The organism is Candidatus Frankia alpina, from assembly GCF_902806485.1.
GTDB lineage: Bacteria > Actinomycetota > Actinomycetes > Frankiales > Frankiaceae > Frankia > Frankia alpina.
On the sequence record NZ_CADCWT010000050.1, the window covers coordinates 1 to 24140 of the forward strand.

At 73.6% G+C, this 24140-nt stretch carries 15 protein-coding genes and 2 pseudogenes; 12 read left to right on the forward strand and 5 right to left on the reverse strand.

What is annotated here, in order from left to right; translation table 11 throughout:
• Positions 1-127 precede the first annotated feature (127 nt).
• Positions 128-1264 carry a non-hydrolyzing UDP-N-acetylglucosamine 2-epimerase gene (gene wecB, locus G6R25_RS08300; protein ID WP_163552517.1) on the forward strand — a complete coding sequence of 379 codons (1137 nt, stop codon included), beginning with the start codon at positions 128-130 and terminating at the stop codon, positions 1262-1264.
• 71 nt (positions 1265-1335) lie between these two features.
• A complete protein-coding gene (locus G6R25_RS08305) occupies positions 1336-2673 on the forward strand; it encodes a nucleotide sugar dehydrogenase (protein WP_163552503.1) in 1338 nt (445 codons plus the stop codon).
• Positions 2674-2715: 42 nt separating this feature from the next.
• Here G6R25_RS08305 and G6R25_RS26530 read toward each other — a convergent pair.
• A pseudogene (locus G6R25_RS26530) lies at positions 2716-2955 on the reverse strand (IS200/IS605 family transposase); the annotation flags it as partial.
• Between the two features lie 194 nt (positions 2956-3149).
• On the opposite strand from G6R25_RS26530, the gene G6R25_RS08315 reads away from it, so the two are divergent.
• From G6R25_RS08315 to wecB (G6R25_RS08340), 6 genes are all read left to right on the forward strand, one after another.
• Positions 3150-4499, forward strand: a complete 1350-nt coding sequence (locus G6R25_RS08315; protein WP_163552505.1) for a glycosyltransferase — start codon at positions 3150-3152, stop codon at positions 4497-4499.
• Positions 4496-5794 carry a glycosyltransferase gene (locus G6R25_RS08320; protein ID WP_163552506.1) on the forward strand — a complete coding sequence of 433 codons (1299 nt, stop codon included), beginning with the start codon at positions 4496-4498 and terminating at the stop codon, positions 5792-5794. The genes G6R25_RS08315 and G6R25_RS08320 overlap by 4 nt, the downstream gene beginning before the upstream one ends.
• 60 nt (positions 5795-5854) lie before the next feature.
• Positions 5855-9769 (forward strand): O-antigen polysaccharide polymerase Wzy, encoded by a 3915-nt coding sequence (gene wzy, locus G6R25_RS08325; protein ID WP_205446964.1) that lies wholly within the window; start codon positions 5855-5857, stop codon positions 9767-9769.
• Positions 9766-11685: a glycosyltransferase gene (locus G6R25_RS08330; protein WP_163552508.1), complete on the forward strand. Its 1920-nt coding sequence runs from the start codon at positions 9766-9768 to the stop codon at positions 11683-11685. Before wzy ends, G6R25_RS08330 begins: the two co-directional genes overlap by 4 nt.
• 318 nt (positions 11686-12003) lie before the next feature.
• Positions 12004-14787, forward strand: a complete 2784-nt coding sequence (acnA, locus tag G6R25_RS08335; protein ID WP_163552509.1) for an aconitate hydratase — start codon at positions 12004-12006, stop codon at positions 14785-14787.
• A 186-nt stretch (positions 14788-14973) separates the two neighbouring features.
• Positions 14974-16347, forward strand: coding sequence for a non-hydrolyzing UDP-N-acetylglucosamine 2-epimerase (gene wecB, locus G6R25_RS08340; RefSeq protein ID WP_235947819.1), 1374 nt, complete (start codon positions 14974-14976; stop codon positions 16345-16347).
• Positions 16348-16395: 48 nt separating this feature from the next.
• Here the strand turns inward: wecB (G6R25_RS08340) and G6R25_RS08345 are convergent, their stop codons facing one another.
• Complete coding sequence (locus G6R25_RS08345) at positions 16396-16845, reverse strand: group II truncated hemoglobin (protein ID WP_163552511.1); 450 nt, start codon at positions 16843-16845, stop codon at positions 16396-16398.
• Positions 16846-17079: 234 nt separating this feature from the next.
• Positions 17080-17886, reverse strand: coding sequence for an inositol monophosphatase family protein (locus G6R25_RS08350; protein ID WP_163552512.1), 807 nt, complete (start codon positions 17884-17886; stop codon positions 17080-17082).
• Positions 17887-18067: 181 nt separating this feature from the next.
• Between G6R25_RS08350 and valS the strand changes: the two genes are divergently transcribed.
• The 3 genes and pseudogenes from valS to G6R25_RS31310 all read left to right on the forward strand — a co-directional run bounded on the left by valS (position 18068) and on the right by G6R25_RS31310 (position 22058).
• The gene (valS, locus tag G6R25_RS08355; RefSeq protein WP_163552513.1) at positions 18068-20746 is read left to right on the forward strand and encodes a valine--tRNA ligase; all 2679 of its coding nucleotides are present in this window, start codon (positions 18068-18070) and stop codon (positions 20744-20746) included.
• 267 nt (positions 20747-21013) lie between these two features.
• Positions 21014-21202, forward strand: a pseudogene (locus tag G6R25_RS31305) (sigma factor); the annotation flags it as partial.
• 286 nt (positions 21203-21488) lie between these two features.
• Positions 21489-22058 (forward strand): sigma factor-like helix-turn-helix DNA-binding protein, encoded by a 570-nt coding sequence (locus G6R25_RS31310; RefSeq protein WP_272871449.1) that lies wholly within the window; start codon positions 21489-21491, stop codon positions 22056-22058.
• 95 nt (positions 22059-22153) lie between these two features.
• Here the strand turns inward: G6R25_RS31310 and G6R25_RS08365 are convergent, their stop codons facing one another.
• Together G6R25_RS08365 and G6R25_RS08370 are read right to left on the reverse strand one after the other, a co-directional pair.
• Positions 22154-22672, reverse strand: a complete 519-nt coding sequence (locus G6R25_RS08365) for a gamma carbonic anhydrase family protein (protein WP_163552514.1) — start codon at positions 22670-22672, stop codon at positions 22154-22156.
• Positions 22673-22954: 282 nt separating this feature from the next.
• Entirely contained in the window at positions 22955-23263 is a 309-nt protein-coding gene (locus G6R25_RS08370; RefSeq protein ID WP_163552515.1) for a DUF4235 domain-containing protein, read from the reverse strand.
• Positions 23264-23559: 296 nt separating this feature from the next.
• Here G6R25_RS08370 and dut point away from each other — a divergent pair.
• The coding region (gene dut / locus G6R25_RS08375; RefSeq protein ID WP_163552516.1) for a dUTP diphosphatase at positions 23560-24140 on the forward strand (581 nt) is incomplete at its 3' end.

Below are 24140 nucleotides of genomic sequence, written 5' to 3' on the forward strand. Positions count from 1 at the left end.
CGTTCGTGGGTCTGCCGGTCCAGGGAGCGTCCCCCGAGGTCAGGCCGTGACCGGGGGGGCCGGCTGGTCGGCTGGCGGCCGGGCGGCGCGGCCGCCCGGCCAGCGGATTCCCCAACCTCCGCGGCCGGTGCCGCAGGTGCCTGCGGGGCCGCACGCGGTGGTCGTCGCGGGCGCCCGGCCCAACTTCGTCAAGGCCAAGCCGGTTCTGGACGCCCTGGCGGCCGACGGGTTCCGCACCACCCTCGTGCATACCGGCCAGCACTACGACGAGGCGATGAGCGGGGTGTTCTTCGCCGAGCTCGACCTGCGCCGCCCCGACCACCACCTGGCGGCGGGCTCGGGCTCCCACGCCGTGCAGACGGCGGCGGTGATGACCGCCTTCGAGCCGCTGCTGGATCGGCTGGCCCCCGACGTCGTCGTCGTGTTCGGGGACGTGAACTCCACCCTCGCCTGCGCGCTCGTCGCGGCCAAGGCGGGGGTGCGGGCCGCGCACGTCGAGGCGGGTCTGCGCAGCGGCGACCGGTCGATGCCCGAGGAGATCAACCGTATCGTTGCGGACCGTCTGTGCGCCGACCTGTTCGCCCCGTCGCCGGACGCGGTGGAACACCTGCTGCGGGAGGGCGCCGCGCCGCGGTCGGTGCACCTCGTCGGCAACGTCATGGTCGACACCCTGCTGGCCCGCCGGGACGAGGCGCTCGCCCGACCGACCCTCGCCGAGCTCGGGTTGCATCCCGGCGGCTACGGGCTGGTCACCCTGCATCGGCCGGCCAACGTCGACGACGTCGCGGCGCTCGCCGGTCTGCTCGCGGCGCTCGGTGAGATCGCGGCGCGCTGCCCGCTGGTCTTCCCGGCGCACCCGCGTACGGCGGCCCGGGTGGGTGACCGGTTGCCGCCGGGGGTCCGCCTGCTCGGCCCGGTCGGGTACCTCGACTCGGTGGCCCTGCAGGCCGGCGCGCGGATCGTGCTCACCGACTCGGGCGGGATCCAGGAGGAGTCGACGGTGCTCGGCGTGCCGTGCCTGACGTTGCGGGAGTCCACCGAGCGCCCGCTGACGGTCATCGAGGGCACGAACCGCGTGGTCGGGCGCGACCGCCGGGTCGTCGTCACCGCGGCGCTGGACACCCTGGAGCATCCGCCGGCCGCGCGCCGTCCGGCACTGTGGGACGGGCAGGCCGGCCGGCGGATCGCCCGGGTGCTGGCACAGGCGGTGAGGGCACCCGCGGCCGGCGGCGTCCCCGCGGACCCGGTGGCCACCGTGCGCTGAGGCCACCGTGAGCTGAGGACACGGTGAATCGGCTACGTCTCGCTATGCAATTAATAAGCAACACTCTGCTCATGTCATCGAACAAGCTGGTGGTGGTCGGGCAGGGCTATGTCGGTCTCCCGGTGGCGATGCGGGCCGTCGCCATGGGCTGGCGTGTCGTCGGGGTGGAGGTGGATCCCGACCGGGCCGCCCGGCTCGCGGCCGGGCACTCCTACGTCGAGGACATCCCGAATTCCGAGCTCGCCGCGGCCCTGCACAGCGGCCGGTACGAGCCGACCCTCGACTACGCGCGGGCCGGCGGATTCGACGTCGCCGTGATCACGGTGCCGACCCCGCTGCGCGAGGGCGCCCCCGACCTGTCCTACATCGTCGATGCCGCGCGCAGCCTGGCGCCCCTGGTCACCGCCGGATCCACCGTGATCCTGGAGTCAACCACCTATCCCGGGACGACCGAGGAACTGCTCGCCCCGCTGCTGGCCGAGGGCTCCGGGCTGCACCCCGGGGTGGACTTCCACCTCGGCTACTCCCCAGAACGCATCGACCCCGGGAACCGGACGTGGAACCTGGTGAACACGCCCAAGGTGGTCTCCGGCACGGGCCCGGCGTCGCTGGCCGCCGTCACCGCCTTCTACGACAGCCTGATCGAACGGACGGTCCCGGTCGGTTCGACCCGCACCGCGGAGCTGACGAAGCTGCTGGAGAACACCTTCCGGCACGTCAACATCGCGCTGGTCAACGAGCTGGCGATGTTCGCCCACGAGCTCGGCGTCGATGTCTGGGAGGCGATCGACGCCGCGTCGACGAAACCGTTCGGGTACCTGCGCTTCACCCCCGGTCCCGGCGTCGGCGGCCACTGCCTGCCCATCGACCCGTCGTACCTGTCCTGGCGGGTGCGCCGCAGCCTGGGTCGCAGCTTCCGGTTCGTCGAGCTGGCCAACGACGTCAACGACCACATGCCCGACCACGTCGTGCGCCGGGTGACCGAGATGCTCAACGCCCGCCACCTGCCCGTCGCGGGCACCCGCATCCTGCTGCTGGGGCTGGCGTACAAGCGGAACACCGGCGACGCGCGAGAGGCGCCGGCGACCCGCGTCGCCGGCCTGCTGGCCGATCTCGGCGCCGACGTGCGCGCCGCGGACCCGCACGTCGACCCGGCGCGGCTGCCTGCGCGGGTGACCCTCGTCGAGGCGGCCCCGGCCGAGCTCGCGGCGGCGGACCTCGTCGTCGTGCTCGTCGACCATGACGCCTTCGACCGCGACACGGTGACCCGGCACGCTCGGCTCGTGCTCGACACCCGCCGCTGGCTGCCCGGCCCGACCGATGCCCGGCGGTCGGGCCCCGCCGTCGTGGCGATCCCATCCCAGGCGACCCGGCACGAAGCCGCCGGACTAGCCGTGGAGTCGCTCTGACCGGGGAAGCGTAGCGCGCAGGCCCTGTCCTTCGGTGCGGGATCAGCGTGTTGCAGCTGATCGCTGTTGCCTGTCGACGTATTCGCGCGACAGTGCGAGCTGGGTGCCGCCCGCCGGCGCGGTGAAGTAGGGCGGTGACCTGAAGTGCCCGCGGATGTTGTACCGGTTCACCTGGCTGGTGTGCTCTGAGCGCAGCCGTCGTGCGGAGACGCCGTTGAGGCTGTTCACCAGTGTGGATACCGCGACTTTCGGTGGGTAGTCGACGAGGTCGAAGTGGTGATCCAGACGCTGTAACCCGCACGACGCGGGCCGGGCGGGTGGAGCGCGATGCCCCGCCCGCCCGCCCGTTCGTTCCTTCGCCGTCGGATGGCGAGCCCCGTCGTCCGGACTCTCCGCGAGTGTTGTATCTCTCTGTAGTCGTGTGATGGCTGTAGGTTGTCCACGTCCTGGGGGAGCATCGGCGAAGGGCGGGGGCCATGCGAGTTGTCGTCGCGACGGAGGCACGGTTCCACCGGGGAGTCGACGACGCAGTACTGGCCCGCACTCCCGGTGAGGCCTACCCGCACTGGTGCGGCTACCTCGGCGTCTTCGACGAGGTCGTGGTGCTCGCCCGGGTCGGCGCGGCGTCCCCCGACCCGGCGATGACGGCGTCCTTCCCGGTCGAGGGCGACCGGGTCCGCGTCGTCGCGCTGCCGCCCTACCAGGGACCGGGCGGCTATCTGCGTACCGCGCGATCGCTACGCTTCGTGATTGCCAGGGGGCTCGACTCGGGTGGCCAGCTTGCCCCCACCCCCCGTCAGCGCGCCGCCGCCGCGGGGGTGGCGAGCCGGTCGGCGGCGCCCGCCCGCTCGCCTCACGTCGTGGACACCCGCTATCTCGCGGTGATGCCCGGCATGGTCGGGGCAGCCCTCGTCACCGAGGTGCGCGCCCGCGGGCTGCCCTACGTCCTGGAGATCATCGGTGATGCCGAGGCGGTCGCCGGCGGGATGTTCGGCCGCTGGGCGCGCCGGCCGGCGCGGCGCTGGCTGGCCCGGCACGCCGCCGGAGCCCAGGCGGTCGGCTACGTCACCCGCGAGACCCTGCAACGCCGCTACCCGCCGGCGGCCGGGGCGTTGACGGCCAGCTACGCCTACGGTCGCCTGAACGCCGAGGACTTCGCCGCGGCCCGCCCGCGCGCCGCCCGGCCGCCGTTGCCGGCAACGCCGGTGCCGGCAACGCTGGTGACGATCGGCTCGCAGGACCGCCGGTACAAAGGCCACGACATCCTGCTGGCCGCGGTCGGCCTGCTCGACGCGTGGGGGCACCAGCTGCGTGTCGTCATCGTCGGCACCGGCCGCCATCACGCCGACCTCGTCCGCGCCGCCCGGCGCGAGGGGCTCGCCGACATCGTCGAGTTCGTGCCGGCGCTCGACCGGGCCGGCGTGCGCGCCGTACTCGACGCCGCCGACCTGTTCGTCCTGCCGTCGCGGACGGAGGGCCTGGCCCGGGTGCTCATCGAGGCGATGGCCCGCGGGGTGCCCGCGATCGCCACCGCGGTCGGCGGGACCGTCGAGCTGCTCGCGCCGCAGGACCTCGTCCCGCCCGAGGATCCCGAACGGCTCGCGATACGGATCGCCGAGGTCCTCGCCTCACCCGACACGCTCGCCGCGATGTCCGCGCGCAACCGCGCCGCCGCCGAGAACTACCGCGGCGACCGGCTGGCCACCCGGGCGTCGGCCTTCTACGCGGCGATCGCCGGTTGGGATCCGTCGGCGCGCGGCCGCCCGGCCACGCCGTCCGGATCGCCACCCGTGCGGACCCCCCAGCCGACGGGAGGGCGATCATGACCCCGGAGACCACGTCCGCACTGGAGACCATCGGGCGGACAGCGCCCGCGGACACCCCGGTCGACCAGCGGCCAGGTGTCCCGAGCGGGTCCGCGACCGAGGCCCGGCCCGCCCCGCCCGCGACCGGCGCGGCCGTCGTGGCCACCCGGTCGGAGCCCGGCGACCCGGGTCGCCGTCGCCGTCCGGTGCGGGTGATCGAGGTGCTGGGTCGGATGGACCGGGCCGGCGTGGAGCTGCGCGCCGTGAACCTGCTGCGCCGGCTGGATCCGGAGGAGTTCCGGCTGGAGTTCGCCGTCACCTCCGGCGCCGCCGGTTCGCTGGACGCCGAGATCCGCGACCTCGGCAGCGAGGTGTATTATTGCCGCACCGACTGGCGCTTCGGCTGGCGGTTCCTGCGGCTGCTGCGGGAGGTCCGCCCCGACGTGGTCCACTCCGCCGTGGCGACCTTCTCCGGGGTCGTGCTCACGCTGGCCCGCCTCGGCGGCGTGCGGCGGCGGGTGGCGTACTTCGTCAGTAGCGCCGACCGGCACGGCGACAGCCTGCGCGGGCGGGTGCAGCGGGCGTTCGGGCGCCTGCTGCTCGACCGGTTCGCCACCGACCTGATCGCGGTGAGCGAGGCGGCGATGCGGGGGCTGTGGCGGGAGGAGTGGCGGATCGATCCGCGCTGCCGCGTCATCTACAACGGCGTCGAACTGGAGCCGCCCGGGGTCGCGATCGCCGCGCGGCGTCGCGCCGAGGACCTGGCGGAGGACGACTACGAGCACGTCACCCTCGTCCACATCGCCCGTCCGGACCCGCTGAAAAACCGGGCCCGCGCCATCGAGATCCTCGCCGCGCTGCGAGCCCGCTCGGTCCACGCGCGGCTGCGCATCGTCGGGCGTCAGGACGACGCCGAAACCGCCCGCCTGACCGTGCTCGCCGACCGGCTCGGCGTCGCCGAACACGTCGAGTTCACCGGGGAGGTCCGCGAGATCTCCCGGCTGCTCGTGGCGTCCTCGCTGCTGCTGGTCACCTCGCTGCACGAGGGCATGCCCACGGTCGTGCTCGAGGCGCTCGCGGTGGGCACCCCGGTGCTCTCGGCGGACCTGCCGGGAGTCGTCGAGATCGCCCGCCTGCTGCCCGGGGTCGCCACGCTGCCGCTGGCCACGTCGGACGCGGTCTGGGCGGACACCGCCGACATGCTCACCGCGGTCCCGCCGACCATCGATCAGCGCCGCGAGGCGATGCGGTTGCTGCGCCGTTCCCCGTTCACGATGGACACCTGGCAGCGCGACATGACGGCGGTGTGGTCCTAGGCGATGGCCGCGCTGAGCCGAGCCGGCGGACCATGTGGGTCCGGGCGGCTGTACCCACCCGTGTCTGCGGCCGCCGCCTCGCCCGCCTCGCCCGCCTCGCCCGCGCTGGCTGTCCGATCGGCCGGCGTGGCCGAAACACCGTCACGCCGGGCGAGCGGGATGGCGCTCGCCGGCTGCCTGGTGGCCCTGTTCGTGGTCGCGGCCTGGGCGTCGTCGTTCGCCGGACTGGTGGAGCACTCCGCCGCCCGGCTCAGCGTCCTGGTGGTCGCCGGCTGCGTGCTGCTGTGCGTCCGGGCCCAGCCGCGTGGGGTGTGGGCCTGCTCATCGGTCTACCTGATCACTCTGTCGGTGTTCCACCTCGGGGTGGCGGCGTTGTTCGCCACCGGCACCTCCTTCGATCGGATCCGCGGCCAGTACGACTTTCGTTGGCTGGCCGTCTACCCGATGAGCCGGCTGTTCGCCGTGGCCACGCTGGGGGTCGTCAGCGCCGCCGTGGGGGTGGCGGCGATGACCCTGCTGCGGGCGGTGCGTGCCGCGGGCGACCGTCCCGTGCCCGCCGCGGGCGACCCGCCGGCCACCGCCTCCCCGGATCGGCCGGATCGGCCGGATCTGCGTGCCCCCGCCGGCCTCGTGGTGCTCGCGGTGTCGGTCGTCGGGCTCGTCGCGATCGTGCTCGCCGCCGGCGGGATCGGGCTGCTGTTCGGTTCGTACGCCGCGGTCGGTCAGACGGCGCTGCGCGGCCCGCTGGTGCCCTACGTGCTGCTCGGGGTGGGCCTGGGCCTCGCGCTCGCGGTCATCGGCGGGCCGAGCCGGTGGCGCACGGCGGCCCTCGTGGTGTTCGCGCTGTTCGCCGCCGCGGCCTTGCCGCTGGGGCTGCGGGGCGAGGTGATGTTCCCGGCCGTCGCGGCGGCGGCGGTGGCCGCCAGGCGGCGCATCGTGGTGCGCGGGGTCGTCGTCCTGCTCGGCGCGGTCATACTGCTGGCGTTGATCGGCGGATTGCGGGAGATCCGCGAGTCCGGCCTTGCCGCCACCCGGCTCAGCGCCATCACCTTCAGCCCCGTCGACGGGATCGCCGAGCTCGGGGCCTCGATCCGTCCGGTCGGCTCGGTGCTCGAATGGCGCGACGAGTTCGGCGAGCGTCCGCCCGCGGGGTCGACCTTCTACGGCCAGCTCGACCGGCTGGTGTCCGGGCGGCTGCTCGGTCATCCCCAGCCCTCCCAGTTCAGCGACGAGCGGCTGTTCAACGTGTTGATGCTCGACCGGGAGGGCCCGATCGGAGGATCGCCGATCGCCGAGGCCTATTACAACTTCGGCGCCCGCGGCGTGGTCGGCTTCCTGCTGCTGACCGGGCTCGTCGTGGCCTGGATGGACCATGGCCGGTCCGTGCGCAGGACGGACACGGCCTGCCTCGTCCTGCTCGTCCCGTTGATCACCGAGGTGCGCAACGCCTTCGCGGCGGTTCCGGTCCAGGCGATGCTGGGACTGGGCGTGCTCGGCCTGATCCGGTTGGCCGAGACAGCGGCCGCCCGTACCGCCCGTACGGACCCCGCTCGTCCGCTCCGGCCGGCCCCGCCGCGCCCCCGCCCAGCTAGCCGGCCAGCGCGGGCGGGGCGGGAGTCCGTTCCGGTGCGGTCCGAGCCGGCAGCGGCGCCGGGTCCGCGGGTCGGGGGTCCGCGGGCGGTGGACTCGCCGCCGCCCCCGCCGCCCCCGCCGGGTCCGAAGGCGAACGTGGCGAAACCCCACCGCGGGATCGGCCGGGTCGGCGCGGTGGTAACCGGGTGGCTGGGGCTGTCCGCCGTCGCCAGCCTGGGCCAGGCGATGGTCACCGCACGGATGCTGCCCCTGGGCGGGCGGGGAGCGCTGGTGGTCCTGCTGACCATCTCCGCGCTGGGCTCGCTCGTCGGCGGGCTGGGCACGAACGTCGCGTTCCGGCACTACTTCGGCCGCGGCGACCCCCGGGTGTCCCTCGGCGACTACCTGGGGCTGTCCCTCACGGTGGCCCCACCCGCCGCCGGCCTGGTCACCGTGGCGTCGTTGCAGGTGATCCACCTGTCCGGGGGGGCGCGGGTGGACGCCGAGCTGGGGGGCGCGATCGCGGTCCTCGCCGTCGCGAACCTGCTCGCTGTGCAGGTGCTCGACGCGCTCAACGCCGCCGGTTCGATCGTCCTTGCCGCCGGGCTCGTCGCCGCCACGGGGCTCGGCCAGCTCGGGCTGCTGCTGGCCGGCCCGCGCCACCCGTCCCTGCCCCACATCCTGGTGATCCTCGCGCTGTGCTGGGCCGCGCAGGCGGCGGCGGGCGTGGCGGTACTGGCCCGGTCGGGGCTGTCCGTGCGGCCGCGGGCCGACCGATGGGCCTGGCGGCTGCTGATCGTCAAGGGCGTGCCCGCGCTCGGCCTCAACGTGGGCGCGACCATGGCGTTCCGCTTCGACCGGTTGCTGGTCGCGGCCTTCGGCGGCGCCGGCGCCGGCGCGGTGTACTCGATCGCCGCCGCTGCCGGTGAGGCGCTGCGCCTCGTGCCCGGGTCGGTGGGCCAGGTGGTCTTCCACCGCACCGCGCGGGGCGCCCTGTCCCGCGCGGTGCTGCGCCGCGTGACCCGAGTCCTGCTCGCCGTCCTGCTGGTCGCCGCGGGCGTCCTCGCGCTCGTCGCGCCCTGGCTGGTACGAACCCTGTTCGGACCCGGCTACGCCGCGGCGGTCACCCCGATGCGCCTGCTGTTGGTCGCCGAGCTCCTGCTGGCTCCGTTCCTGGTCGAATGCCGGGCGCTGAGCGGCCTCGGCCGCACCGGCGCGGCCGGCGGCGCCGGATTGCTCGGGCTGGCCGTGTCGCTGGTGACCTACCCGGTGCTCGTGCCCTGGCGGGGACCTGCCGGCGCCGCAGTCGGCAGCATGCTCGCCTACGTGGTCATGACGGCGGTGGCCCGCCGTGCGCTGGGCAGGGAGCTCGGCACCCCGCCTGCCATCCGCTTCTCGCCGCCGGCCACGTCCCCGACCTCGCCCGGCCCATCCGGCCCAGGCCGTCCGCGCGGGCCGGGCGCGGACGAGCCCGCTGCCAGCCTTCGGAAAGGGGATGCCCTGATGGCGCTACACCCCCAGCACGACACGCTCGTCGTCGAGCCGACCGCCCACGGCGGGCGGCTGGCGTTCTACCGGCAGGCGGCCGACGCCGCCTACTGGGACGAGCTGTGGGACGCCCAGCCGGCGGACTACCGCCGGGCCCGCGCGGGCCACCTCCCCCTGCACCTGCGCCGCGCGGTCCGCCGCCACCTACCGCCCGGCGGCCGAGTCCTGGAGGCCGGGTGCGGGCCTGGGCAGTTCAGCGTCGCGATGGCGGCCAGGGGATTCACCGCCGAGGCGGTGGACTGGGCGCCGCGCACCGTCGAGCGGCTGCGCACGGCCGCGCCGAAGATCCGCGTCTGGCGGGGCGACGTCCGCCGGCTCGACGTGCCCGACGGGTACTACGACGCGGTCTACTCGCCCGGCGTGTGCGAGCACTTCGCCGACGGCCCGCAGGAGGTGCTACGTGAGACCCTGCGCGTGCTGCGACCGGGCGGGACTGCACTGGTCTCCACACCGTGCTTCAGCCCGCTGTTGCGCGCCCTGGGCCCCGGCGGTGGGCCGGGCCGGCTACCGCGGCCGCGGGCAGGGGAATTCTACCAGTACGCGTTCACCCCGGCGGAGCTGTCCGCCGTGCTGCGCGCCGTCGGCTTCGAGCAGGTACGGGCGCATCCCTACGGAGCGCTCGCCACCGTGCTGGAGTTCACCGGTCCCGGCCGAGCCCTGGCCGCCCGCGTTCCCCGTGCGCGCCTGCGGCCGCTGGAGGCCGCCCTCGACCTGCTCGGCGTGGCCCACCTGTCCGGGCGGGCCTGCCTGTGGGTGGCCCGCCGGCCGGCGTACCCGCCGGTGGCGCCTGGCGTCCCGCGCACCTCGGCGGCTGCCGCCCGCCCGTCCACGACCCTGGAGGACCGCTCCGAATGAAGATCGCCACGTTGGTCAAGACCGGTGACGGGCCGTTGTGGATCCTGCCGCACGTTCTCGCCGCCCGCGAGTCCGGCGACCAGGTGGTCGTGCTGCTACCCGCGCCGGATCACACCGACAGCCGGGTGGCGCGGGAGCTGACGGCGCTCGGGATCGAGGTCGTCGAGAGCCCGGCGCCCCGGCGCGGCGCGTCGTCGGTCGGGCAGCTCGTCGGAATCGTTCAGCTGCGAGCGAGGCTGCGCGAGCTCGGCGTCGACGTCGTGCACTACCACCTGTACGCCTCGGCGCTGGCGGTCCGGTTCGCCACCCTGGGCACCCGGATCACCCGGGTGTACATGGTCGCGGGCCCCCTCTACCTGGACAACGCGCTGATCCGGCGGGCCGAGCGGGTGCTGTGCCGGCTAGACCACCTGGTCATCGCGTCCAGTGTGGACATCCGCCGGCGGTACGCCGCCCTCGGCCTGCCGGCGCACCGGATGCGCACCCTGTCCTACGGCGTCGACCTGGAGCGTTTCGTCCCGGTGGACGATGAGCGGCGGCGGGAGGCGCGAGCGGAGCTCGGCCTCGCCAAGGACGAGTTCGTCGCGGTCTGCGTGGCCTACTTCTACCCACCGAAGCGGCTGGTCCGCCCGGGCCAGGGCGTCAAGGGGCACGAGGTGCTCCTCGCGGCCTGGGCCCGCTTCGCCGAAGGGGGTGGGCGCGGGACGCTGATCCTGCTCGGCGGGGGCTACGGCGAGGCCGGCGAGAGCTACCGCGAGCAGGTCCGGGCGTGGGCGGCCCGGCTGCCCGGCGCCGACCGGGTCCGCTGGGTCGACAGCGTCACCGACGTCCGGCCGTTCTATGCCGCCGCGGACGTCAACGTCGTGTCGTCCTGGTCGGAGAGCTACGGGGCCGGGGCCGAGGCGTCCGCGTGCGCGGTGCCCACCATCGCCACCGCGGCCGGCGGGCTGCCGGAACTGGTCGACGACGAGACCGGCTGGCTGGTCGGGCTCGGCGACGCCCCGGCGATGGCCGCCGCCCTGCAGGAGGCGGCGGCCGGCCGGCGCACGCCCGCGGCGAGCCGGCGCGCCGCGGCCGCCCGGATGCGCGCGGAGAAAATACTCGACCGCCGGGCGCTCAGCCACGATGTGGTCGCGGCCTTGCGCGAAGCCGCCCGCGTCCGCCCCCCGGCACGCCGGGGGCAACACCGGGCTTCGTCCCCGTCGGCTCCGAAGCCCACCTCGGTCGAGTCCTCCCCGGTCGAGCCGTCCCCGTCCCCGTCCCCGTCGCCGCCGTCGGCCCGGCCGCCCGGGCGTGACCGGTCGGGCGCCAGGGCGCTGGTCGGCCGGGTCCGCTCGTCGCCGCTGGTGGCGCTGCCGGGCCGGGCGCTGCGGGCGGCCCGCCGCACCTACCTGCTGCGAACCGATCCGGTGGGCTACGCTCGCAGCATCGGGGTGCGGCTCGGCGTGGACTGCCGGTTCGTCGGCGTCACCGCCGCCACCTTCGGCACCGAGCCTTACCTGATCAGGCTGGACGATCGGGTAGCCATTGCGGACGGCGTCCGGTTCATCACCCACGATGGTGCGGCCCACCGGCTGCGCCGGAAGCATCCCGACATCGACGTGGTCGGGCCCATCAGGGTCGGCCACGACGCGGTGATCGGGATGAACGCGATCATCATGCCGGGCGTCACGATCGGCGCCGACGTGGTGATCGCCGCTGGCTCCGTGGTGATGCGCGACGTCCCTGCGCGGTCCCTGGTCGCCGGGGCCCCGGCCCGGGTGGTGACCGACGTCGAGCAGTGGGAGCGGCGGATGCTCGCCCGGTCGGTGGGCACCGGCGCGATGAGCCCGCAGCGTAAGCGGGAGGTGTTCCTCGACCGGTTCGCGGCGGAGCTCGCGGAGGATCCGTCTGATATTATTAGCGTCGCTAATTAAATCGGCGCGCGTCATCCGGGAGAGTCGTACGGTTGAGTTCAACGTCCCGGTTGCGGCGGGCGGGTTCGGTTGGGCCCGCGAGCCCGTCGAGGCGACGGTCGCGTCGGCGGTGTCACAACCCCTCGGGCGCGATCCCGCAAGGTGGGAAATGCCAGGATGGACATGAGCCGGCCGACGATGGCCGACGCCGCGGGCGGCCCTGCGCCTACGCCAGTCGCCGTCGACGGCGTCGCAACGGCGTAGCCGCAGGGGCGTGACCATGGTGGCAAGCCCCGCTGCCCGTGGGTGACGGGCGGGTGGGTGACGAGGAGGAGAACGATGGACAGCTTCGGCAGTACCGGATCGCTCGTGGTGGGTGATCGCACCTACACGATCAGGCGGCTGGCCGCGGTGCCCGGGGCCGATCGACTTCCCTACAGCCTGAAGGTGCTGCTGGAGAACCTTCTGCGCACCGAGGACGGCGCCAACATCACCGCGGACCATGTCGGGGCGCTGGCGAACTGGGATCCGGCCGCGGCACCGAGCCAGGAGATCCAGTTCACCCCCGCCCGCGTGATCATGCAGGACTTCACCGGCGTGCCCTGTGTGGTGGACCTCGCCGCCATGCGCGAGGCGATGGCCGCCCTCGGGGGTGACCCGGCGAAGATCAATCCGCTGGCGCCGGCCGAGCTCGTGATCGACCACTCGATCATCGCCGACCACTTCGGCCGGCCGGACGCCTTCGAGCTCAACGCCGCCCTGGAGTTCAGCCGCAACCGGGAGCGCTACCAGTTCCTGCGCTGGGGCCAGGAGGCGTTCAACAACTTCACCGTCGTCCCGCCGAACACCGGCATCGTGCACCAGGTCAACCTGGAGCACCTGGCCCGGGTGGTGTTCACCAGGAACACCCCCGAGGGCACGCTGGCCTACCCGGATACCCTGGTGGGCACGGACAGCCATACCACCATGATCAACGGTCTGGGTGTGCTCGGCTGGGGCGTCGGCGGCATCGAGGCCGAGGCCGCGATGCTCGGCCAGCCCGTGAGCATGCTGATCCCGACCGTCGTCGGGTTCAAGCTGACCGGTGAGCTGCCCGCCGGCACGACGGCCACCGACATGGTGCTCGTGATCACCGAGCAGCTTCGCCGGCACGGCGTCGTCGGCCGGTTCGTCGAGTTCTACGGCGAGGGCATCGGCAACGTGCCGCTGGCCAACCGGGCGACCATCGGCAACATGAGCCCCGAGTACGGCTCCACCTGCGCGATCTTCCCGATCGACGGCGAGACGCTGAACTACCTGCGCCTGACCGGTCGCCCGGCGGAGCAGGTGGCGTTGGTCGAGGCGTACGCCAAGGAGCAGGGGCTCTGGCACGACCCGAGCCGCGAGGCCGCCTACACGACCACTCTCGAGCTCGACCTGTCGACGGTCGTGCCGTCGCTGGCCGGCCCGAAGCGGCCGCAGGACCGGGTGCCGCTGTCGAACGCGAAGCAGGCGTTCCGCGCCGCGCTGGCCGACTACGCCCAGCCCTCGGTGTTCACCAACGGTGGCGCGGACGAGGCCGACGCCGAGTCGTTCCCCGCCTCCGACCCGGCGGCGGCGTTCGAGGACAAGCCGTCGGACGCGCCGATCTCGGTGAACGCCGTCGCCGGCGACATCACCAGCCGGCCGGCCAACCCGACGTCGGTCACCCTCGCCGACGGCACCACGGTGGAGATCGACCACGGGGCCGTCGCGGTCGCCGCGATCACCTCCTGCACCAACACCTCGAACCCGCAGGTCATGATCGGCGCGGCGCTGCTGGCCCGCAACGCCGTGGAGAAGGGGCTGACCCGCAAGCCGTGGGTCAAGACGACGCTGGCCCCCGGCTCGAAGGTCGTCATGGACTACTACGAGCGGGCCGGGCTCGTGCCGTACCTGGACAAGGTCGGCTTCAACCTGGTCGGCTTCGGCTGCACCACCTGCATCGGCAACTCCGGCCCGCTGCCGGAGGAGATCAGCGCGGCGGTGAACGACGCCGACCTCGCGGTGGTCAGCGTGCTGTCTGGCAACCGTAACTTCGAGGGCCGGATCAACCCCGACGTCAAGATGAACTACCTGGCGTCCCCGCCGCTGGTCGTCGCCTACGCGCTGGCCGGGACGATGGACATCAACCTCGACACCGTCCCGCTCGGCCACGGCACCGACGGCCAGCCGGTGTACCTGCGCGACGTCTGGCCCAGCGAGGCCGAGGTGTCCGCGGTCGTCGCCGACGCGATCCAGTCGGAGATGTTCGAGGCGGACTACGCCGACCTGTCCGGCGACGAGCGCTGGCGCTCGCTGCCGGTCGGCGACGGCGGCGAGGTCTCGCGGACATTCGCCTGGGCCGCCGACTCCACCTATGTTCGTCACCCTCCGTACTTCGAGGGCATGGGGACCAAGCCCGAGGCGCGCACGGACATCATCGACGCCCGTGTGCTCGCGGTGCTGGGGGACTCGGTCACCACCGACCACATCTCCCCGGCCGGTTCGATCAAGAAGGACTCGCCGGCCGGCCGCTACCTCGCCGAGCACGGCGTCGCCTCCGGCGACTTCAACTCCTACGGGTCGCGGCGCGGCAACCACGAGGTCATGATCCGCGGCACGTTCGCCAACATCCGGCTGCGCAACCGGCTGGCGCCTGGCACCGAGGGCGGCGTCACCCGGCACCTGCCCGACGGCCAGGAGCTGGCGATCTACGACGCGGCCCAGAAGTACGCCGCCGAGGGCGTGCCCCTGGTCGTCCTCGCCGGCAAGGAGTACGGCTCCGGCTCGTCGCGTGACTGGGCGGCCAAGGGCACCTCGCTGCTCGGCGTGCGCGCGGTGATCGCCCAGTCCTACGAGCGGATCCACCGGTCCAACCTGATCGGCATGGGCGTGCTGCCCCTGCAGTTCCCGGCGGGTGAGTCGGTGGAGTCGCTCGGCCTGACCGGCGAGGAGTCGTTCACGATCACCGGTCTCGCCGACGCCGACGAGAAGACGCCGTCGATCACCGTCCGCGCGGGGGACAAGACCTTCGACGCGGTCGTGCGCATCGACACCCCCGGCGAGGCGGAGTACTACCGCCACGGCGGCATCCTCCTCTACGTCCTGCGCTCCCTGCTCTAGTCGCTTAGCCGCGGACCCCGGCCGGAGCATCGGCCGGCTGGGGCCGCGCGAACTGACGCCGTCGGGTTATCTGAAAACTACGGACAGTGATAGGTTCCCCCTGTGAGGCAGCCCCGGGCCGGCCGGTGATCGTCCGGACGGGCCCCCGGCCGCTGGTGACGACGCGTTGCGTCAGGGGGAATCCGAATGCCGCGTGGTACTCCGGAGCAGAGTGGGCCCTCCGTACCGACGGTTCCGTCGGGGCTGCCTGGTGAACGGGTCAAACCGCTGGTCCCGCAGCCCAGCGGGCCGCAGCCCCGGCGCCTGTCGCTGACCGCCGCCCGGTCGGCGTCCGCGGTGTCGCGGCCGGCCGGCTCGGCCGAACGCCGCCTGCGGGTGCTGGTGATCGTGGGCACCCGGCCGGAGGTGGTCAAGCTCAGCCGGGTCATCGCCGCCCTCGACCGGGCCGTCGACCTGCGCCTGGTCCACACCGGGCAGAACTACGACCACGAGCTCAACCAGATCTTCTTCGAGGAGCTCGGCATCCGCCGCCCGGACCACGACCTCGACGCCGCCGGGCCCACCCCCGCCGAGACTATCAGCCGGCTGATCTCGCGGCTGGACCCGATTCTCGCCGCCGAGGCCCCCGACGCCGTGCTCATCTACGGCGACACGAACACCTGCTACGCCGCGATCGCCGCCAAGCGCCGCCGCATTCCGGTGTTCCACCTGGAGGCCGGCAACCGCTGCTTCGACCAGCGGGTTCCGGAGGAGATCAACCGGCGGGTCGCCGACCAGCTCAGCGACGTCCACCTGGCCCTGACCGAACGAGCCCGCGGGCACCTGCTCGCCGAGGGACTGCCCGCCCAGCGGATCTTCGTCGTCGGCTCCCCGGTCAAGGAGATGCTCACCCACTACGCCCCGCTCATCGACACCTCGTCGGCGCTGACCACCCTCGGTGTGCAGGCGGGGCGCTACCTGCTGGCCAGTGTCCACCGCGAGGAGAACGTCGACCGGCCCGAGGCGCTGTCGGCCCTGCTGGAGACCCTCAACCGGCTGGCGGTCCGTTACCGGCTGCCGGTGATCGTGTCGACCCATCCGCGGACCCGGGATCGGCTCGGCGCGCTGCGCCGCTCGGGGCGGGCGCCCCTGCTCGACGAGCGGGTCCGCTTCTGCCGGCCGTTCGGCTTCGCCGACTACATCGCGCTGCAGCGGGCCGCCCTGTGCGTGCTCTCCGACAGCGCCACCCTGACGGAGGAGGCCTCCCTCGTCGGCTTCCCGGCCGTGCTCGTCCGGGAGGCGCACGAACGGCCGGAGGGCATGGACCGCGGGGTGCTCGTCGCCAGCGTGCTGCGCCCGGACCGGATCCTCGACGCCGTCGAGCTGATCGTGCGGGAGGCCGAAAGCGACCGCCGAGCGCGGGTCGTCCCCGACTATGACGCCGACGACGTCTCCCGCCGGGTCGTGCACATCGTCGTCAGCTACATCGACCACGTCCGGCGGACCGTCTGGTACGGCGACGTCGGCCCCAGCGCCGGGCCCAACCCGGCCGCCCCCGCCGCGACCGCGGACAGCCGCTGAGAAAAGGGGATCCTGGCTCGGCTGCCCGGCGAGGCAGGCGGTGACGGGTCAGCGGAGCAGACCCTGGTGTCCCCACCGGGGGGTGGGGCCGGGGTCGCCCAGATCGGTTCCGACGGGGTCCTGCGAGACCTGCTGAGCGATGGCGGTGCCCCATGCGAAGTACTCCATGAGCGTCGCGGCCAGCTCGGGCCGGCCAGGGAGCACTTCGCTGATCGCGTCCGCCATCAGATCCAGCCAGCGCTGCCGATGCTCGTCGCGGATCCCGAGCCCCAGGTGGCTTCGTAGCAGAGCCTGATGGCCGCCGAGGTGGGCCGAGAAGTCCGCTGGTCCAGCGAATACCTCTGCCAGCCACACGGCAACGTGATCGAGATGGGTCGGGGTGAAGTGCGCGAACACCGGAGCGAGCAGCTCGTCTGCGAGCACACGGTCGTAGAACGCCGCGGACAGGCGCCGCAGGCCGTCAAGACCGCCCACCTCGTCGTAGAGCGTGGAACCCACGATCACCTCCTGAGGTCAGGGCAGCACGGCGCACAGGCTTCCACTGTGCCGGATCTCGGTTGCGAGACTACGCGGTCGGACCGGTGGCTCTGCCGGCCCGCATATCGATGCTGAACCACCTGAATTTCACGCGCCCCCCGGCACGTCGAGGCGGCCCTGACCCGGCTCGTCGAGCAGATCCTCGACGAGCGCGCGCAGGTGTGACGGCCCGGTCGCGGCCGCCGGCCCCGAGGGTCAGTCGCGGTCGGCCGGGGGATCCTCGGCGAGCAGGTCCGTGAGCGGGCCGAACAGCGCCGGTGGGGCGGCGACGGTGAGGTCCTCGCTCGCCGGCCGGCCGTGCAGCCCGCCGACCCGCAGGCCCGCCTCGGCCGCGACCAGCCCGCCGGCGGCATGGTCCCAGGGCTTGAGGCCGCGCTCGTAGTAGGCGTCGACGAGGCCGCCGGCGGCGGCGCACAGGTCCAGCGACGCCGCGCCCATCCGGCGGATGTCGCGGACCCGGGGGACCACCCGGGTGAGCACGGCGGCCTGGGCGGCGCGGCTGGACTCCAGGTAGCCGAAACCGGTCGCCACGAGGGCGCCGGCCAGGGTCGTCACCGTCGATCCGGTCAGCGCCGTGCCGTCGCGGAAGGCGCCGCCGCCGCGGACGGCGGTGTAGGTCGCGCCCAGCGTCGGGGCGTGCACCACGCCGGCGACGACCTCGCCGTCCACCTCGGCGGCGATCGACACCGCCCAGTTCGGCAGCCGGTAGAGGAAGTTCACGGTGCCGTCGAGTGGATCGACGATCCAGCGCACGCCGGTCGACCCGGCGGAGTCGGACCCCTCCTCGCCGAGCAGGCCGTCGCCGGGACGCAGTTCACCGAGACGCTTGGCCACCAGTGCCTCGGAGGCACGGTCCAGGGCGGTGACCACGTCGGTGGGGGAGGACTTCGTGGTCTCCGCGGCGACCGTGCCCTCGCGGCCCCGGGCGAGCAGCTCGCCGGCCTCGCGGGCGATCGTCAGCGCGACGTCAAGCAGGAGGTGCGGGTCGGGCAGGTCGCTCATCGGGCGGCGCTCCGGGGTTCGGGTTCGGGTCTTGGTTCGGGCTTTGGCTCGGGTTCATCCTGCCAAGGTGGCGCCACCCGCGAGCATCCCGGCGGGTGAATGCGGTCACGGAGGCGGACGTGCGGGGCTTCGGGGGGCCGGCCGCGGCGGTCACGATCGGCGCGCCCGTAGGATCGTCGCTGTGGTTGGCACAGACGGCACTGATCAATCCGCACGCGCGGTTCCCGCGAAGCCCAGCCTCGATGGCATCGAGGCGCGGTGGTCGGCGGCATGGCAGGACGAGGGCACTTACACCTTCGACCGCACGGTCGACCGGGGGCGGGTGTACTCCATCGACACCCCGCCACCGACCGTAAGCGGCTCGTTGCATGTCGGCCACGTCTTCTCCTACACGCACACCGACGTCATCGCCCGCTATCAGCGGATGCGGGGACGTGAGGTGTTCTACCCGATGGGCTTCGACGACAACGGGCTGCCGACCGAACGTCGGGTGCAGAACTACTTCGGGGTGCGCTGCGACCCGTCGCTGCCCTACGACCCGGACTTCGCCCCCCCGGCCAAGCCGGGCAAGGAGCAGGTGCCGATCTCGCGGCGCAACTTCGTCGAGCTGTGCGAGCGGCTGACGCTGACCGACGAGAAGGGCTTCGAGGAGCTCTGGCGTCGCCTCGGGCTGTCCGTCGACTGGTCGCACACCTACGCCACCATCGACACCCGCTCGCGTGCCGTCGCCCAGACGGCGTTCCTGCGCAACCTCGCCCGCGGCGAGGCGTACCTGGCCGAGGCGCCGACGCTGTGGGACGTCACCTTCCGGACCGCGGTCGCCCAGGCGGAGCTGGAGGACCGGGAGCGTCCCGGCGCCTTCCACACCCTCGCTTTCCCCCGCGGCGGCACCGACCCGGCCGGGCCGGCCGCGGCAGAGCCGGTGGTGATCGAGACGACCCGCCCGGAGCTGCTGCCCGCCTGCGTGGCCCTGGTCGCCCACCCCGACGACCCGCGCTACCAGCCGCTGTTCGGATCCACCGTGCGGACCCCGCTGTTCGACGTCGAGGTCCCGGTTGTCGCCCACCGGCTCGCCGATCCCGAGAAGGGATCCGGCATCGCGATGATCTGCACCTTCGGTGACCTCACTGACGTCATCTGGTGGCGGGAACTGCGCCTGCCGGCCCGCGCCGTGATCGGCCGCGACGGCCGGCTCGTCGCGGATACGCCGGCCGCGATCACCTCGTCGGCGGGCCGGGCGCGCTACGCCGAGCTCGCCGGCAAGACCGTCCACAGCGCCCGCACGCGGATCGTGGAGCTGCTCACCGGGGCCGGTGCGCTGCTCGGCGATCCGCGGCCGATCGCCCACCCGGTCAAGTTCTACGAGAAGGGTGACCGGCCGCTGGAGATCGTCACCACCCGCCAGTGGTACCTGCGCAACGGCGGGCGCGACGAGCCGCTGCGCGCCGAGCTGCGGGCCCGCGGCCAGGAGCTGCGCTGGCACCCGGAGTACATGAAGGTCCGCTACGAGAACTGGGTCGATGGCCTCAACGGGGACTGGCTGATCAGCCGGCAGCGGTTCTTCGGCGTGCCGTTCCCGGTGTGGTATCCCCTCGACGACACTGGTACCCCGCGCTACGACGCGCCGATCGTGCCGGCCGAGGCGGTGCTGCCCGTCGACCCGTCCAGCGACGTGCCACCGGGTTACACCGACTCCCAGCGCGGGGTGCCCGGCGGGTTCGCCGCCGACCCGGACGTGATGGACACCTGGGCGACGTCCTCGCTCACCCCGCTGATCGCCAGCGGTTGGGAGCGCGACGTCGACCTGTTCGCCCGGGTCTTCCCGATGGACCTGCGGCCCCAGGCGCACGAGATCATCCGGACCTGGCTGTTCTCCACCGTGGTCCGTACGCACGCCGAGTTCGGCCTGCTGCCCTGGTCGAACGCGGCGATCTCCGGCTGGATCCTCGACCCGGACCGCAAGAAGATGTCGAAGTCCAAGGGGAACGTCGTCACTCCGCTGGGCCTGCTGGAGCAGCACGGGTCCGACGCGGTCCGCTACTGGGCGGCGTCCGGGCGGCCGGGCACCGACACGGCCTTCGACGTCGGCCAGATGAAGAACGGCCGCCGGCTCGCCATCAAGATTCTCAACGCCAGCCGCTTCGCGCTCGGCCTCGGAGCCGACGCGACGCCCGCGGGCGCACCAGCGCCGGGTGACGCCGAGCCCGGCGGTGCGGTGGCTGCAGGTGCGGTGGCCGCTGACGTGGTGGCCGGTGAGACCGTGCCGGTCAGCGAGCCGTTGGACCGGGCGCTGCTCGCCGCGCTCGCCGACGTCGTCGACGCCGCGACCGCCGCGCTCGACGGTTACGACTACGCGCGGGCCCTGGAGGTCACCGAGTCGTTCTTCTGGCGGTTCTGCGACGACTACGTCGAGCTGGTCAAGGGTCGCGCCTACGGCTCGTTCGGGCCCGCCGGTGCCGCCTCCGCGCAGACCACCCTCGCGGTGGCGCTGTCCGTGCTGCTGCGCCTGTTCGCCCCGGTCCTGCCGTTCGTCGCCGAGGAGGTCTGGTCCTGGTGGCGGCCGGGCTCGGTGCACCGGGCGAACTGGCCGGACGCGGCGGAGATCCGCAAGCTTGCCGACGGCGGGCGCCCCGAGCTGCTCGATGCGGTCGGTGCGGCGCTGACCGGCGTGCGCCGTGCCAAGTCGGCGACGAAGGCGTCGATGAAGGCCGAGGTCGCGAGCGCCCGGATCGGCGGCGGGGCCGATCTCGTCGCCCTCGTCGAAGCGGCGGCCGCCGACCTGCGCAGCGCCGGCAGCATCCGCGACCTCGCGTTCAGCCCCTCCGAGGGCGAGATCACCGTCGCCGTCGACCTCGCCTGATCCCTCTGTCTTTCCTTGCCTTTCCAGCGGGACGAATCGGACATCTGGGCCTCTGGGCAGGCAAGGAAGTGGCGGCTGGGATCTACGCGGCCTGCCTGAGGTGTCACACCGGGGACGGGAATCCCGTCGCTGTGGGGGACGACGTTCTACTCCTGTCCGCCAGGGCCCGCGACGCGAGGTCCGTAGCCTCTCCGGAGCCCAGCGGAGGACCCGATGACCACTGTCCCGCACCGCGCCACCACGAGTCCCGGCGCCGGCGTGGTCGAGATGCCCGGCGATGTCGAGGTGTCCGACCTGGCCGATCCGCCGGCACTGGCCGCGGCCTTCGAGGCCGAGCGTCCCCACCTGCGTGCGGTGGCCTACCGCCTGCTCGGCTCGTTCGCCGACGCGGAGGACGTGGTGCAGGAGGCCTGGCTGCGCCTCGGCCGGGTCGACGCCGACCGGATCGAGGACCTGCGCGCCTGGCTGGCGGTGGTGGTCAGCCGGCTGTGCCTGGACCAGCTGCGCTCGGCCCGCGGGCGGCGGGAGGGATACGTCGGACCCTGGTTGCCCGAACCGTTCGTCGACGGGCTCACCGGGGGCGGCGGCTCCGGGCGCGGTGTCGATGCCGGCTCGCCCGTGGTGGACGCGGCCTTCGTCGCCGGGGCGGCAGTGCCGGTCGGTCCCGATTCCGCGAGCGGGGGGGCGGATGGCCGATCCGGCCGACCGGGTGACGCTCGCCGAGTCGGTCAGCATGGCGATGATGGTGGTGCTCGAGACGCTCAGCCCGGCCGAGCGCACGGCCTTCATCCTCCACGACGTGTTCGGCTACGAGTTCCCGGAGATCGCCGTCGCCACCGGGCGCGGCGCCACGTCCGCGACCGGTCGGTCCGCTTCGACCCGGATCCGGCGTCGCGTCGCCGCGTCGCCGACGCCTTCCTCGCCGCGGCCGCCGGCCGCGACCTCGACGGGCTGCTGGCCCTGCTCGATCCGGACGCCGTCATCCGCAGCGACGGCGGGGGCCTTGCGCGGGCCGCCCGGCGGCCGGTGGTCGGCGCCGACCGGGTTGCCCGGTTCGTGCTCGGAATCCTGGCCAAGGCGGCCCGGCGGGCCGGTACGGATCCAGCCGATCGAGGTCAACGGCCAGCCCGGCTTCGCCAGCTTCGAGGGTGATGTCCTGCGCTTCATCGCCGGCCTGCACGTCGCGGGCGGCCGGGTCGTCGAGATCAACATCGTGGCGAACCCGGAGAAGATGCGGCACCTGTCGGACGCGGCCCTGGTTCGCGAGGCGGTCCCGGTGGGCGAGCCTCGGGCCACGAACACTCGCCGGTAGCGGCCGGTGGTGTTGCGGTGCGGTGTGTACGGTTTGCGGGCTCAGACCGTGCAGTGCGTACCGCAATCGGCGCAGCTCGGGATCGGGGCCAGGATCTAGTCGATCCGGCGTAGCTGGTCGCGGTAGCGCTTGCCGTTGGCCACGTAGACGGCGGCGCCGGCGGCGAGGTCGGCCTGGTCCTCGCCGCCGGGCAGCACCTTGGCCGGGATCCCGAGCGCTCGCCCGCCCGGGGGCACGACCGTGCCGCCCACGACGACGGCCCCGGCTCCGACCAGCCCGCCGCGACCGACCCGGACCCGGTGCAGGACCACCGAGCCGGACCCGATCAGCGAGCCGTCCTCGACGACGCAGCCCTCCAGATGCGCGAGGTGCCCGATGGTGCAGTCGTCGCCGACGACGGTCGCCAGCTGTTCGGTCGCGTGGATCACGGTGCCGTCCTGGACGGAGGTGCGCGCGCCGATGATGATCGACCCGTAGTCGCCGCGCAGCACCGCCCCCGGCCACACGGTCGACTCGGGGCCGATCGTCACGGTGCCGATGACGGTCGCGTCCGGATGGACGTATGCCGTCGGGTCGATGACGGGGACGGAGTCCCCCAGGGCATACACGGCCATCCGGGCCTCCCGCGGCTCAACGTGGCGAACAGTCGACCTCCATCGTGCCCGTCGAGACGGCCGGGCGGGGGCCGAGCGGAGGTGCGGTGGCCGGGGGGCCGGTGGTCGGGAGGGCTGGTAGTCGGGAGGGCCGGTGGTCGACGGCGAGTGGTCGGGGTAGCGCCGTCCCGGCACGCCGACGGGCGGCACACCATCGCGGTGCGCCGCCCGTCGGACGTGCTCGTCGGTCATCCCCTGCGGCCCCGGACGAGAGCCGGGGCCGTTGGCTGCCCGGCGTGTGGGTCAGTTTTCCGAGGTGGAGACCTCCGGGCGGAGCATGCCGGGCGGCGGGGAGCCTGTCGCCCTGGCCCACCCGCGGGCCGCTGCCCGCTCCGCCGCGAGCCGGCCGAGCCCGATCGCCAGGCCGGAGATCGCCGCCCAGGCGATCGCCTCCGCCCAGGCGGTGTCTGGGTCGGCCGGGTTGACCGGCGGGTCGGACTTGCGCACCTTGCGGTACACGGCTGTGACGCCGCGGCTGGCAGCCGTGCCCGCGAGCGCCGTCGCCGCCCCGCCGAAGATCTTCCATCCCAGCTTCGATGCCGCTTTCGCCACCCCACACCTCTCGTTTTGTGTTGCGGGCCGCACCGGCCCGCCTGTGTGATGTGCATACCCCGCTGGCCCCGCTGACGCCCAGCTGTCCTGGGCGACCTGGGTGAGTTGCAGGTGGTCCCCATCCGATCACGGTCGCACGGTCCCGCCGGCGGGCGGGGCTCACCGTGGAGACCGCACCGGCCATGGCCTAGTGTTCGTCTCGCGGATCGCGGACAACCGGCGCGCGGCGCGTCCGGCGCCAGAGCTGTCGGCGGCGATCATCGACATCACCGTTCGGCCCGTCCAGGCAGGAGAGCATGACCGCCCCCGATCGCACGATTCCCGCCGCTTCCGAGGTCCCAGCCGCTTCCGAGGTCCCCGCCGCACCGCTCGGGTCCTCCGTGCCAGAATCCCCCGCGCCCGAAACGGTGGCCGGGACCGTGGCGCCGGCCACCGAGGCCGCAGCCGCAGGGCGGGTGGAGGTCCTCGTGCGCCGGCTGGACCGCGAGCTGGCGCCGCCGGCGTACGTCCAGCCCTCCGACGCGGGCGCGGACCTGGTGACCGCGCAGGATGTGACCCTCGCGCCGGGCGAGCGCGCTGTCGTCGGTACCGGGCTGGCGATCGCCCTGCCGGCGGGCTACGCGGCCTTCGTGCACCCGCGCAGCGGCCTGGCCGCCCGGCACGGCGTGACGGTGGTCAACGCCCCCGGCACGGTCGATGCCGGTTACCGTGGTGAAATCAAAGTAGTTCTCATCAATACCGATCGATCCGATCCGATCACGTTGCGCAGGGGCGACCGGATCGCCCAGCTCGTGGTGCAGCGTGTGGAGCATGCCGTCTTCCGCGACGTGGACGAGCTGCCCGTCTCGGTGCGCGGCAGCGGTGGGTTCGGTTCGAC